The 15,477-nt window shown below is 45.4% G+C and carries 6 protein-coding genes and 1 pseudogene; all 7 read right to left on the bottom strand.

The annotated features are described in order from the left end of the window. Positions 1–103: 103 nt before the first annotated feature. The 7 genes and pseudogenes from H6570_04835 to H6570_04805 all read right to left on the bottom strand — a co-directional run bounded on the left by H6570_04835 (position 104) and on the right by H6570_04805 (position 15,164). Positions 104–3,517: a VCBS repeat-containing protein gene (locus H6570_04835; protein MCB9318586.1), complete on the bottom strand. Its 3,414-nt coding sequence runs from the start codon at positions 3,515–3,517 to the stop codon at positions 104–106. Beyond that, positions 3,514–6,759 carry a VCBS repeat-containing protein gene (locus tag H6570_04830; protein MCB9318585.1) on the bottom strand — a complete coding sequence of 1,082 codons (3,246 nt, stop codon included), beginning with the start codon at positions 6,757–6,759 and terminating at the stop codon, positions 3,514–3,516. Before H6570_04830 ends, H6570_04835 begins: the two co-directional genes overlap by 4 nt. A 209-nt stretch (positions 6,760–6,968) precedes the next feature. Further along, entirely contained in the window at positions 6,969–8,471 is a 1,503-nt protein-coding gene (locus tag H6570_04825; GenBank protein MCB9318584.1) for a RagB/SusD family nutrient uptake outer membrane protein, read from the bottom strand. A 21-nt stretch (positions 8,472–8,492) separates the two neighbouring features. Next, positions 8,493–11,471: pseudogene (locus H6570_04820) on the bottom strand (SusC/RagA family TonB-linked outer membrane protein). 338 nt (positions 11,472–11,809) lie between these two features. Further along, positions 11,810–13,381 (bottom strand): sodium/solute symporter, encoded by a 1,572-nt coding sequence (locus tag H6570_04815; protein ID MCB9318583.1) that lies wholly within the window; start codon positions 13,379–13,381, stop codon positions 11,810–11,812. Between the two features lie 15 nt (positions 13,382–13,396). Next, positions 13,397–13,981, bottom strand: a complete 585-nt coding sequence (locus tag H6570_04810; GenBank protein ID MCB9318582.1) for a hypothetical protein — start codon at positions 13,979–13,981, stop codon at positions 13,397–13,399. A gap of 85 nt (positions 13,982–14,066) precedes the next feature. Next, on the bottom strand, positions 14,067–15,164 hold the full coding sequence (locus tag H6570_04805) for a hypothetical protein (protein ID MCB9318581.1): 1,098 nt from the start codon (positions 15,162–15,164) through the stop codon (positions 14,067–14,069). Positions 15,165–15,477: the final 313 nt, after the last annotated feature.

Raw genomic sequence — 15,477 nt, 5'->3', positions numbered from 1 at the left:
TAAATGATATATCAGAAAACAAAAAGATATAACTAATTCAAAATCATTGTGTTCAAAAACAATGATGGAATTGTTTGCCCTTAACAGAAAACAAGGACGACCATTATTGCTTGCTATCAGGCACGATCGCAGGGGACCTTCCGAAGCACAGCAACGCATCGTTATTACGACCTACAACAAATAATGGTCCATAATGTGGAGAATTGATCTGAACAACATTTTGACATTGTCCAAAAGCGACCAAACCGGATTCCTGGGGAGGAATTACTCTTGGATTACCCCCGGGAAAATCAAGCACAAAGCCAGGGGAAGCATCGTAGCGGCCAAGCTGAATATTAACGGGGTAAAAATTTCCTACTACAGTTACTTCAGGTTCCGGATCGCGATCCAGATTGGCAGGCATTCCTTTCTCGATGGTGGATACCTGACAGGTCAATGGCAGAACATGCATTTCAAACTGCATAGGCGCAACCTGTTCAAAATAGCAATTCGCGAGTTGATACGCGACCAGTTGGACAGCGGTGTCCATGATCTGGGGGTCAAAGACCTCCTTGATGTCCGCACTGGCGAAGTCGTGGTAAGTATGATACTTCTTCCGAATGGTGGGCATCTGTTTGACCAGCTCATCCATCGTGGCAAACGACTTGTAGGAGCCTTTATCGTAGTAGGTCAACACCTGTTCCTGATCACCATTGAAGTCAAAGTCCGCCAAATAAAGGATCAACGGATGCTCTGCTGTGGCCTTGAGTTTGGAATTTAGTCCCAAATTACCACCGATGAAATCCAGATCTCCATCTCCGTCAAAATCCGCGGGAATGAAGGTGTTCCACCAGCCTTCCGAATGGGGAATACCGAGATCATCGCCTTTCAGAAGTTCGAAATGACCGGGTCGGTTCATCGCAATCATCACCGGGGACCATTCACTGGCAATAAGCAAATCCGGGCGGCCATCACCATCCATATCCGCGACATCGATATCCTGAACCATCCCGATACCCATCAGAAAAGGAGCCACATCAAGGGTCGCATCCTTAAAATGGCCATGGCCATCATTGACCAGGATATACGACGAAGCCGGTTTACCATAATGCCTGGGAATGGACTTGCCTCCAATGACCAGGTCTTCATCGCCGTCCAGGTCGATATCCACCGCAACCAGGGCCGACGCCGATAATCCGATTGGTGGAAAAGAATCGCGGATGAAGCGGCCATCGTGATTCCGGTAAAACCGGGTGAATGTCTCGGGCGAATTGTTATTGAATTCATTTCCTCCACTGGCAATCACCAGATCAACCTTCCCGTCACCGTCTAAGTCTTTGAGCAATGCCTCAGTATCTTCAAAATGTGCTTCGGCATTCCACAAAGATTGATTTACCAGGTCCTGCCTGAATGTACCATTCGGCGATTGCAGGAAAAGGACGGCTGTATCCCTGCGGGCAGCTCCTACAAACAGGTCTTCCAGCCCGTCACCATTCACATCTCCCACAGCCAATGCAGGCCCCTCCTGTGAGCTCATATGCGGGATTAGTGGCTCACGATTGAATTCAATGAAACTATTCTCTTTATGGACGTGGTTCAGGTTTGTTTCTTTCGAAAGGTCTTTGTAACGGTATGCCAGGGGAGTTGCATTATCCTTATTCTGCCATGGATAGATACCTTGTGCCTGATCCTGGCGAACTTCTAAAAACTGATCGGCGGCCACATCGGTTAACAACTGATACCGGTGATCAGGCCAGATAACCCATAGTGAATCAATCCGCGTTTGTTTTCCTAAACCAAAGGTGGGCCGTATGTCTACGGAACTTTGAAATCCCCTGGTCGGACTTGCATAGCGGATCAATGACTGACCATGGGTTCGCGCAATAAGGCAGCTACCTACTCCATATGAATTTGCCCCGGTTCCTTTCAGAATGACGGTAAGGTAGTGAAGTGAATCAGCCTGATTCTCCCGGGTGTGATTTTCGTAAATGGCTGCAAAATCGTTGATGTTATTCACTACCAGGTCCAGGTCGCCATCGTTATCCAGATCCACGTAAACACTGCCATTGGAGAAACTTGGTTTATCAAGCCCCCATTCCTGAGCGACATTGGTAAAGGTCAGGTCATGGTTGTTGTGGTACAGGTAATTTGGCAATTTGATCTCCGGCATGTGCTCGAACAACTGGAAATCCCTGGCCGAGACCATTGGGCTGCTGAGCCGGGCCTGAATGGAATCGTTCGTAATAAAGTTGATGTAATCCAGGTCATTGGACCGTCGCAGGATTCCATTGGAAACAAAAATGTCTTCATATCCATCCAGGTCAAAATCACTGAATAATGTGCTCCAGCTCCAGTCGGAGGCGTAGACACCGCTCATCATACCAATCTCCGAAAACATAGGTTTCCCATTCTGGGGATTCAGCCCCCAGTTGAATTGCAGGTTATTGCGGGCAAACTGGTGACCATACCCGTATTTTAATTTGTACTGATAAACATCATAAGCGTCTTCTGCTGCAGAAGACTTCAGGATCACCGGATCTTCCGGTAGCATATCCAGGGTCATCAATTCATTCCAGCCGTCATTGTTGATATCGCCCCAGTCACAACCCATGGAAAAGCGGGAAGTATGCTGGACGGTCTCATACAATGACTCCTTGAAAGTCCCGTCCTTCTGATTGATGTACAGATAATCGTTTTCGTGAAAATCATTGGCGATGTAAATATCCGGCCATCCGTCATTGTTGACATCCGGTGTTATTATACCCAGTCCATAGCCCAGCACAGACGAATAGATCCCAGAAGAGGAAGTAACATCGGTAAATACGTTTCCGTCATTACGGAAAAGCCTGTCACCAGCGGTAGGATGCATCTCATCCAGCAAGGTGTTCCTTTGACCAAAAGTCCCGTTGTTATGCACGGAATGATTCAGCAGGTACATGTCAAGATCTCCATCCAGATCATAGTCAAAGAAAGCAGCCTGCGTAGAATAGGAAGCTATATCCAGTCCGTACTTTTTAGCCTCATCGACGAAATGCGGTATCCCGTTCGAATCATTGCCCTGATTAATATAGAGCTGATTGCGTTGCTGAAAAGTCAGGTGGCTGCCCAGCTGGCATACATAAATGTCCATCAGGCCATCTCCGTTAACATCCGCCATGGTTACCCCGGTAGACCATCCCTCCGGACCACCTACACCTGCTATTTTGGTTATGTCTGAAAATTTAAGATCACCCAGGTTGAGATACAGCTTGTTTTCTGTTTGGTTTGCGGTAAAAAATAGATCCGGTAGTCCATCACCATTGACGTCACCTGTTGACGTTCCGCCTCCATTGTAAAAATACAGGTAGTTAAAAATGTTCATCTCCGGCGTCGGCTCCAGGTCATTCCTAAATGAAATACCCGTTTTTGAGCTGGATAACAACTCAAATCGTTTCGATTCACTGGTGCATCCGGTTAGGAATAAAATCAAAGTCAGCATCATGAAGATGCTCTGAGTCGTTATTGCGCCTTTCCATTCTGCCCCTAGAGCCTGGTTCATAATGCCGGGATCGTCTGTGAATTAATCTGGAAAAGTTGCGGCACCTCATTGTTGATCAGGACCAGTAAGTAGGTTTCGTTTCTAATGGTGACCGGCAAGATTTGTTTTACATCACCTTCAAGGTGCATTCCTGTTTTGGCAAGATCGACACACTGCCAGTTTTCTGCTCCCATATTCAGGACTATCTGCCCCCTGCTGGCGTCCAACTGTGAATATTGGGGCGTGAAATTACTTTCATTACCGCCGAGGATGATATCCGGACGCCCATCGGCATTGACATCGGTACAATTGATGGCACAGACGCAAGAAAATTGAACCTCCTGAGGCAGGGCTTCAACTGTAAATCTCCCTGTTCCATCATTCCATGCAATACAGGATTTAAACCAGGTCGCCTCTTTGACCTGCGCATTTGAAAGCACCTTGTCAGAGAACAACTGATCCATCGATTTGGTCGCAAATTCGACGTGTTTCAGGTTCTGTTTTTTAAGACTGACGATCTGAGATGCCAGCTCATCGCGGGTATGGACCGGCATGTCCTTACCGTCTATGGTACGGGTAATGACTTTTTCGATCGTGCCATTGTCATCAAAATCCTCCAACCATAATTTGACCGGATGTTCTTCATCTGCGGTGAAGAAGAAATTCTCTCCCCGGTTACCCAGGATCAGATCCATATCCCCGTCCTGATCGAGATCGCTACTTTGCATACCATTCCACCATCCCGACAGTTTTTCAAGACCGCTGTCAAATGGATGCAATTGCTGATCTTTCCAGTGAAAGATTTGAGGTGCCATCCAGTCTCCCACCACAACCAATTCATTGGTCTGGTCCCCATCCAGGTCAATCCATTGAGCATCGGTCACCATGCCGATGTGTTCAAGTTCCGGTGCCAGGGTATGTGTTACATCCCGGAAATGCCCTTTGCCATCGTTCTCCAGAAGATAACTCTGTGGATCAATACCGTAGACTCCCGGAACACTCCGATTACCAACAAATAAGTCCAGGTCTCCATCACGATCTATATCCTCAGCTACGGCTACTGCCGTATTGTAGCCATTACCCGGAAAGGCAAAGGACTGCAAGGCAAAATCCCCTTTACCATTGTTGATGTATAACCGGTCATGAAAGTTGGTTGACCCCGCCCGGCCGCGATTTCCTCCGGACCCGACGAATAAATCCAGATCGCCGTCTCCATCAGCATCAAAAAATCGGACTGCCGTATCCTCATAGATGGCGTCACGCAAAAAGGTACGCGTATCCGCTATCGAAAATCCTGCAGGGGACTGGATGTACAGGAGCCCGGGAACATTTGCCGGACCTCCAATAAATACGTCTTCCAGGCCATCTCCATTGACATCGCCGGCATCAGCACGCGGGCCCTCTTTCGATAACATTTTAAAGACCAAACCTTCCTGATAGAAATCAACATATTCATCTTCAGGTTGTGCCGCAAACGGGCTAGGTCCCTCGGTGAGGTAGGTGGCCGTGCCTGCTTGTTGGGGAGCCGGTATTTGCTGACGCTGGAGGGTGGCATAATCCAGTGAATAGACTGAATCAAGGGCAAGCGGGCCGAGGGAAGTCTGCGTCCGGTCCGGCCAGATTATTTGAATGGAATCAATATCCGTCAAAGTATCCATTCCAAACAGTGTCCGATAATCCACAGAGGACTGAAAACCCCGTGATGGGATTACCTGAGCATTGCGGATTTTGTTCCCGCTATACACACGGATGACTGTACCGATGGCAAATGTGTTCTCCGGACTGCCCTTCAAATTAAACCCGATATAATGGTGGTGTAGTTGTAAGGAGGAATTGTTTCGGAATAAAAATGCCTCCTGTTTGAGATTATTCACGACCAGGTCCAGATCTCCATCGTTATCCAGATCGCCATAGGCTGCCCCGTTGGAAAAAGACGGCTTATCAAAACCCCATTCGGGGCCCACCGAATTAAAAGTCAGATTGCCCTGATTATGGAACACCTTGTTCAATTGAGGTTTGGAAGGCATTCTGGTCAGGATCTCATCAATATCCTTTTTTTCTCCGGTCAGGACCATGCGTTGAATTACTTCATTGGCAAAAAAGTCACGAAAATCCTGATCAGTAACATCCTGGAGTATTCCGTTACATACGTAGATATCCCGATAGCCATCATTATCCATATCAAAGAGCAGGGCTCCCCAGCTCCAATCGGATGCAGCGACACCACTGAAGTAAGCAATCTCGCTAAATGAACTGTCTCCATTATTCAACTGCAGCGTATTCTGCATAAACTGGTGGTAGAAATCCCGTGACTGTTTGAGCTGATAGGTCGAATAGTTTTCAAACAAAGTGGTAGTTTTCATGCGGTAATCGTTATCCGGAAGCATTTCCGTAACAAACACCTCGGGATACCCGTCGTTGTTGATGTCCGCCATATCGGCACCCATGGATGACAGGCTCAGATGATTCATCCATTTTTCAATTTCTTCCTTAAAGGTTCCGTCCCGCTGGTTGATGTAGAGATAGTCCCTTTCGAAAAAGTCATTGGACACATAGATGTCCGGGTAGAGGTCGCCATTGATGTCGCCGACAGTGACCCCTAACCCAAAACCAATCAAGCTCCCAAAAATATGAGCCTCTTCACTCACATCGACAAAATGGCCATTGTCATTGCGAAGTAATTTGTCACCCCCACCCTTCAGGAAATCCTCTACTGGCCAGTCTTTAGCGCGGAGGTCTCTTTTGTTTTGGTAGTTAAGCGTATTGACCGGTATAAAACTATTGTTCAAAATGTAGGCATCCAGGTCTCCATCCAGGTCGTAATCAAAAAATGCGGCGTGGGTGGTGTACCCATTTTCATTCAGCCCGTATTCGGCTGCTGATTCGGTGAATGTCAGGTCATGATTATTGATAAATAATTCATTCTCCTGATCATCACCTTTAACATAACCTGCGTTACATACATATACATCCAACCAACCATCGTTGTTGATGTCAACCATGACCACACCTGTACTCCAGGCTTTCGTTCCACCGATACCTGCTGATTCGGTGATATCTTCAAAATGAAAATCTCCCTTGTTGAGGAAAAGTTTGTTGGGCCCCTGATTTCGGGTAAAGTAAATATCTGCCAGTCCATCGTTGTTGATATCCCCGATGGCTACTCCTCCACCATTATAAAAATTCCGATACAACAGGATATTGAAATCCGGAGAATTTTCAACATCATTGACAAAATGAACTCCCGTCTCCTCAGAGGGCATCAGCTGAAAAAGAGCCGGTTTTTCCTCTTCATGGCAAGCCCATGAACTTATCAGAAGTGTGCAGAACACTATACCGGCGAGGGCCTTTTTCACGAAATCAAAATTAGGTGTTTTCAATGCTCGGTGTCAGCGAGTTTCAAAAAAATAAAAAGCTGTCCCTGTGCAGAAGACCCAGGGACAGCTTTTTCGTTTATGGAAATGAACTTAAATCAATATCCCGGATTCTGAGTCAGGTTTGGATTTGAATCCAATGCCTGCTGCGGTATTGGAAACAAAACACGACTAGGATCTGTGGTTGTCTTGGATTCCCAGGTTCCCGTAAAGGTACCAAACCGGATTTGATCATCCCGGCGGAATCCTTCCCAGTACAATTCACGGCCGCGCTCGTCCAGAACGCCACTTACGTCGATGCTGGCCAGTGCAGGAGCACCACGCTTTGCACGCAGATTGTTCACCACGTCCAAAGCGGATTGGCTACTGCTACCGCCACGTACGATGGCTTCCAATTTATTCATGTACACTTCACCATATCGGATCATAATGTATTTACCGGCATTTGACGGGTGGTATTTAATCGCACGGATACCTTTATCTGTGGCAGCACCAGCCAGAGGTACATCGGTGGTAAACTGCAGTGGCTTTTGTGTCCGTGAATCGACCAATGCACTTCCGTCATCTTTGTATTGCTGACCGATCAGGAAGCCTCTGCCAATACCGGAGAATTGGGAACCATCCGGTGCAGGATAGTTACCGATCCGGGGATCGCTCTTGTCAAACTTATTGTAGAAATCAGCCAGGGTGGTAAAACCGTTCCATCCACTGGGATTCTGATCGTAGTGAAGCGTCATAAACCAACGGTTTTGCGGAGTACCGGCAACACTATTCAGGATAACTTCCTTTTCTGAGCTGTTCGAGAAAATTTTGAAGTATTCATCTTCCAGGTCGTATCCTGAAGCGGCAACGGCATCAGCATACTGAACCACCTTTGTCATATCACCTGCATCGAAATTGTAGGGACCGGCTGCATCGGCTGCTGTAAAGACTGCTTTATTCAGGTAAAGGCGCGATAGCAGGGCATTGGCTGCGGCCTGTGTCGCTGTTGAGCGTCCCCCTACCATTGGACCATCATTTGGCAGTGCTGCCAACGCATCCGTCAGGTCCTTGACGATAAAATCAAAAGCTTCGGACCTTGAAAGTACCTTGGGGTCTACATCAACACCTTCGGTAACTTCCCGGAAAGGCACCTGACCGTAAAAATCCATGACATAGTACATGTTCAACGCACGTAAAACTTTAGCTTCAGCCGCTTGTTGCGGACTTGGATTGGAGGCCAGGATTTCATTGCACTTATAAGCAAACGAATTCAGCTGGTTCCAGACACCGAGTACTTGTGAATGCGTTGCATCCCATGATTGGGTATGCAGCAAACGCCATACTCCATTATCACCCCAGTCAACCCCGCGTGTTGGCGGGATCATTTCATCCGAAGGCTGCTCCAGCAGTGCATAGATATTTGCCTGGTCGGTATAGGATCCAAGGTCATTATACGCCGATGACAACAAATCAGTAGGATTTCCGGCCACAAAACCGCCACCGGCATTCTCTTCTACTATGGAATCAACTTCATTGACTTTGAGATCGGTACAGGCTGGCACCAGGGTCAGAATGAATGCCCCGCCCATTATTATATTTATAGCTTTTTTCATTTTCATGATCATGATGAATTTGCTTGATTAAAAGGAAAAGTTGGCACCAAACGTAATCGTCCGAGGACGTGGATACGTCGTGTAATCGATACCCAATGAAGGAATACCATTGATCGATGCATCATTATTCACTTCAGGATCCTGACCTGAGTACTTGGTAATCAGGAACAAATTCTGTCCGGTCAAATATAACCGGATAGATTTGAAGATGTCACCCGAGGTTCTGACATTATAACCCAACGACAAGTTCTGCAAACGAACGAAGTCACCTTTTTCAAGGAATCGCGTGGATACGTCAGGAGCATTCAACCGACCTTCGCCATTGCCAACAACATTTTTCGTAACATTCCGGCCGTTTGCCAGTGCACCGGCGGTGAAGTACGCATTAGCTGTATTGTTGTATACATAATGTCCAAACTGGCCCGCAAAGAAGAAGCTCAGATCAAAGTCCTTGTACGTAAAGGTGTTTGTCAAACCGGCATTCACCGTAGGAAGTGGACTTGCTCCCACAAATTCCTGGACGTCACCATTCGGATAGAGGGTAATGCCTTCCGAATCAAAACCTCCAAACTCTCTCAGGAAGAATGCGTACAGGGGTTGATCACCTGCAATACGTTCAGCAAAAGCGCCGGACAAACCCTGACCGCGAATAGCACCTGTGTTCAACAAACCATTGTAATTCTTAACAATGTTGTGATTGTATGCAAGATTGGCTCCTAAATTCCAGGAGAAATCGGCATTATCCACGATGAAGGTATTCAGCGCCAGTTCTACGCCCTGATTCACCACGTCGGCGTCAAGGTTCTCCCAGGTAAACGGCTGGGGAGCTGGCTGCGCAGAGAACACCTGGATCAAAAGATCTTTGGTATTCTTCTTATACAGGTCAAGAGAGCCTGAAATACGGTTGTTGGCAAAACCAAAATCAATACCAAGGTTCAGCTGGCTGGTTGCCTCCCATTTCAGGTTCGGGTTCTGGAATGAGATGGTTGACAAACCACCGGAGTTGATCCCTTTGCCGTCGGTCTGGAGGCTCCAGTTGCCATAACGTCTTCTAAGCTGGAATTGATCGTGAGGAATGGACTGGTTTCCGGTAAGACCCCATCCCAGGCGGAGCCCCAGGTCCGAGAAGAAATCGGGCACAAACGATTCCTGAATCAGGCGCCATTTAAAGGCAAAGGATGGGAAATAACCATACTGGTTTCCTGGACCAAAGCGGGTCGAACCATCGGCCCTAACTGTACCAGTCAGCAAATACTTGTCTGCAATGTCGAATGTAACCCGGCCGAAATACGATTGCAATTCGTCAATCGTACGGTAGGAATTGTTCACAATTGAATTTTCCGCTGCTCCGAAGTTGTTGATCATCACATTGAGATCATTCGTGCGGAAGTTTGCCAGTTCAAGGGACTTCCCTCCGTAATCAAAGCTCTGGTAGGAATATCCCAACAGTCCATTGAATGAAATACTGCCAAAATCTTTATCGTAGGTGAAGTAGTTCTCCCACAATTTATTCAGGATGGAAATATCACTACTATAAAGGCGTCCGATGTTGTAAATACCCTGCAATGCATTCAGATCTCTCGACAATGCATCTATCCTTGATGAAGTGGAGCGGTCAAATCCCAAAACAGATTTAAAGGACAGATCGTTGGTGATGGCAAATTCACCAGATACATTACCAAGGGTACGCAACGTGTTGGTAAAACCATCCGTAAGCTTAACCATTGCCAGTGGATTCGGTTCTGTGTTGCTCACTTGCTTGAAAGTTCCATCCGCATTGTATACCGGCTGTGTAGGGTTTGCTTTCAGGATGTTACCAATCAAGTCACCTTCAAATCCGGTATCACTGGTGTTGGGTACGTTATCATCATGGTTGTTGGAAACCGTAAACTGAGCCGTCAGATTCAATTTATCCCTGATGAATTTCTTAGACCCGTTAAATCGTCCCGTCAAACGCTGCAAGCCACTCTCCTGGATCACCCCATCCTGGTTCAGATAGGAAAGGGAAAAGCGGTAGTTGCCTCCGTTATTACCACCACCGAAAGAAAGGTTGTGGTTTTGTGTGAAGGCAGTACGGAATAACTCATCCTGCCAGTCTGTTTCAGATCCGCCATTCAAAGTAGCAGCTGCTGCTGCACCATTAAAACTGGAATAAGCGTCGATGAATTCAGAAGGAGAAAGAAGATCATAGCGCTTAGCTACCGTTGACAATCCAAACGATACATTGTAGTCCAGAACACCAGCGCCAGACTGGCCGCTCTTAGTCGTGATGATCACAACACCATTTGCACCCCGTGATCCGTAAATCGCCGTTGCTGATGCATCTTTAAGAATGTCGATACTTACAATGTCACTCGGGTTCAGGAAGTTGAGCGGGTTCTTTGCAGCAACCGTTCCGATCCCCCGACCAGAAGCGGAAGTATTGTCTCCACTTAGTGGAACACCGTCCACCACAAAAAGCGGGTTATTTCCGTTTACCACGGAGGATGTACCCCGTATCCGGATATTGATCCCGGATCCTGGCTCACCGGATGCAGAGGTAATCTGTACTCCGGCCGCCCGGCCCTGAATAAGTTCTTCCGGCGAAGTGATCACACCCCGGTTGAAATCTTTCTCGGTGATCGGTACTACCGCTCCAGTAAGGTCAGATTTCTTCACTGAGCTGTAACCGATTACCACAACCTCTTCGAGTTGCTTACCGATTGCTAATGTTACATCAATTACATTGGAAGCTCCTACTGTGACTTCCTGGTTTTCATATCATGTGTAAGAAAACACCAATACATCGCCCATATTGGCCTGTATCGAATAGGTTCCATCAATGTCTGTCACATTACCAGTTGACGTACCCTTAATCACAATGTTTGCTCCGATTAATGGCTCGCCGCTTTCTGCATCTGTAACCGTACCTGTAATGGTTTTTTGCGCCCAGGTCATGGCTGTCAGCAGTAAGAAAGCCACAAACACGGAGGCTTGTTTCACCGATTGGTCCAACTTAACTCTCATACCAAAATTTATTTTGCTAATTTCTAAAAAGCAACCTTTACAATTTCTTTGACACTAAGGTAGATTTCTTTTGGCAATAAACGAAATTTGTTATATCCAATCCAAAATCAGACTGCTGTAATAGCATCAATCCAGCCTTGAATTACTGATTTTACCAAGGACTTATACATATACATTATGTACATTTGTATTATTGTGTAATAGTTTTGTTATACGGATCTGAACTCCCTTATTCTCAACTCCATTGGATCCGGGTGCCGGAGTCTTCACCAAACAAAATCACGCATTTAAGGTTAAAAAACGAATACCATTAGGGGAATAGATAGCAAGTATTGCCGTTAACGGAATACAATAATCAGCAATACGGTGATGACGAGTAAGACACCAACCTGGACACGGTAATCAAAATACCAGGAAACCGGCTTTTCCTCAATCCCCAATTTTGAATAGAATGTTGTATCAATAAGTTTGGAATCATCGGTGTTGGGATGGAAATAGGTCATGACACCTAACAAAGCGGCATTCAATATAAACAGAATCATGGGAAGCATCGAGTAATGGATGCCCATACGCACATCCAACTCCCACAGAATGAATATAATAGATAACAAGTGACCTATTATCAAAGTAAGGAATGCAGCTTTCCCGGATACCCTACGGCTAATAAAACCTCCTAAGAAGATGACCACGATCGGGGGAATCAGATAAGCGAGCGCTACCTGAACATAGACAAAAATTCCTTCGAACCGGGAGATTAACGGCGCCCAAACCCCAGCAAAAATCATCAGAATCAAGGTGGTATACTTTCCTAACTTGGCAAAATGTTTGGTGGACCGGTCAGGGAAAGACGGTTTCAAAAAATCATTCACGATCAGCGTAGAGGCCGAGTTCAGTGCAGAATCCAGACTCGACATGATTGCTGCGATCATTGCTGCCAACATGAGGCCCAATACGCCAGGAGGCAGCAGACTGGTCATCAACGTTGGAAATACTTTGTCCGGATTATCAAGGTCAGGAAACAAAGGGATCGCCAATACCCCGGGCATAACCATCAGGAACAGGATCGTTAGTTTTAATCCAGCTCCTAATATGGCACCCCAGCGGGCATGGGCTAAACTCCGGGCAGCAAGTATGCGCTGAACAATGTACTGATTAATGATCCAGACATAAAAACCCAGAATGGGCAAGCCAAACAATGTTCCGGTCCACGGTAAGTGCTTGTCACTGCTGGGCAGGATCATTTGCATCCATTTTGGATCAATGTGGGAGACTGCATTTTCCCAGGAGAATCCATATTGTCCAAGAACTGCCAGAAATAAAATAAAGCATCCCATCAATACCAGGACGCTCTGCAGGATATCCGTATATACCACCGCCGCAAGCCCTCCGGCTGCAGTGTAAATACCTGCAATTACAGCTAAAAACATGCATGTCTGCCAAATCTGAACATTCGGATAAAATACCTGAATAATTAAAGCGCCAGCATACAGGCTTGCCGCAATATCAATCACCACGCTTAATAAAATGGTAAAGACAGAAACATATTTCCGGACTTTTGCATCATATCTTTTTTCCAGAAATTCCGGTACGGTTGTAATTCGTTGTTTTATATAATAAGGAAAAAAGAAAAAAATACCCAAAATTAAAATAAGCGTTGCCATCCATTCATAATTGGACGCTGCAACACCATAGGTGTAACCAAAAGCAGCCAATCCAATAATCGTTGTACTGGAAATATTTGATGCAAAAAGGCTAAAGCCAATCGCTGGCCAGGTCAGCCTTCTTCCGGCAAGAAATAATTCCGATTCCGTTTTAGTCTGGCTAGAAAAGGACAATCCTATCACTAATAAAATGACCACATACCACAGTACGATAGTCAAATCAATTACATGCAATCCGGCGTGGTCCATCTGGTTTAGTTCTGTTTAAACATCGAGGATGTATCCAATCAAATCCAATTCTTTGGTCAGTTTTAGTTTTTTCTTCAACCGCACTCTGGCAATTTGAACACTGGTCGCATTAATATTCATCAGCCTGGCAATTTCTTTGGTGGCCAACCCCATTTTTATATAAGCACAATGCCTTATTTCATGCTGTGATAACGTATGATGCCTTTCCGAAAGTTTTTCAAAAAACTGCGGGTGAACTTTATCAAAATGCAATTTAAAATCTTCCCATTCATTGGCAATACTTGAATTGGTCCGAATTATTCGTTTAATATTTTTCAAAACGGACCGATCTGTAATTTGAAGTGAGTCTGAAAATTGACTGGTCTCTTTGTCAATATTTGCCAATATTTCTTTTTGCTTATTGATAAGCAAGGTAGAGGTCACCAACTCTTTATTTCGCAAAACCACTTCCTGTTCAAGGCGAAGATTACGCTCTTTCTGCATTTTCTGAGTTGCTTCTAATTTTTGATTTTCCAAAACACTTTTTTCCAGCTTAAATGAATTACTCGTCAGGAGCCGTTTTGCCTCTTCTTCTTCCAGGATTGACTTGCGCAATGCCACGGAATACCGGTACATAAAAATGAAGAAGAGCAATGCCACACCAAAAATGATCAGTATGGTAATCTGGTAAATGACGCTGGTGTTATCAATTAATTCCATAAACTGGCAATCTAATTAACTGAACAGTATCTATTTTTTCGCCGGGGCTGGTCCATGCCAGATAAATGTTTTGATCCAGATAACTTAGTGCAGGAAATCCACTTACTCTGGAAGGACTTAACTGTGGTATCGACCAGGCTTTCCTTTCTACGCCATCCCAGTCAAATAAATGCAAATTCAAGTTGGTCCGATTCTCTGAATTACCCATCCAGGCTATTGCAAATCCATCGTCATCTATCATTGACATTCGAACTCTTCCCAATGGAGTTAACGAATCCAAGATCCGGGCTTCCATGATTGATCCTCCCGTAAATGAAAATTTCACCTGAGGTTTGTCATGTGACGCAGTAAACCAACCTACAACACCTTTATCGGTATAACCCACAATCTGTGGACCATTGACCGGACACCCGGCTATAGTCCAATTATCCTCATAAATCTGTTCAGGCTCAGACCATGTACCATGGTTATATTTTGCGGTGTAGATGTCCCTGATTTCCTCTTTTGTTCTGTTACGGTATACAACCTGCGGGATGCCTCCGATCACATCAATTGCAGTTTGACAGCAATCGCAAACTGAGGTATCGACCCATTGTTGTTTTAAGACCTTACCATCAGTAAGCACTTCAGCACTGCGCAGTCCTGTAAAACCGCCTTTCTCACCATTTCGACCATCCAACCAAACGACGAGCCATCCGGAATGATAGGCTATAGCAGATGCAAATCCATGCTCTGTAAAGGTTGAATCGTCCGGAAGAGAACCATGTGAGATCCAACCTTTTTGATCATTCGTCTTGGTGTAATAATCAATGGTATAGGAATATTTACCTGAACTAGTGTAACGTAAGCCCAGGGCCAGCATACCATTCTGTCCTGAAAATACTTTTGGAAAATCTGCCCAGTTAACAAACCAATCCAACCTACCATCAATGGTATCAATTTCTGAAGTATTCAGATTCTGTACCAGCCACCAATCCATGCTATCTTCTTGGACAATCCAGCTAATATAGGGTTCATTGTGTTGAATAAACAAGTGAGGTAAAGAACCTAAAAATACAGATCTATCCTGGGTTTCAACCTCCATTCCTACGCGATTACACCCATTCAATAATAGCATCATCCCAAGTAAACAGTACCCACATTCTGCTATTCCATTTTTTTTTGATATCATATTATCTAAATCTCACAGATATAACCAACAGATTTTCATGTGCATCATACATATGCATCATTTTTACAGTGGACGGAGCTGTGGCGCCTAGCGTTGCACATCCCTGCCCTTGGCATAGATTTTGCCTTATCCACATCACGTAAACTACTGTGTATAGATAGATTCTTTACGAAACGGGTATCAATTTAGCAAAACATCGTATGGGATCTATCATACAACTTTAAAA

This window comes from Lewinellaceae bacterium, from assembly GCA_020636135.1.
Lineage (GTDB): Bacteria > Bacteroidota > Bacteroidia > Chitinophagales > Saprospiraceae > JAGQXC01.
This window is presented reverse-complemented; position numbering and strand designations above follow the sequence as displayed.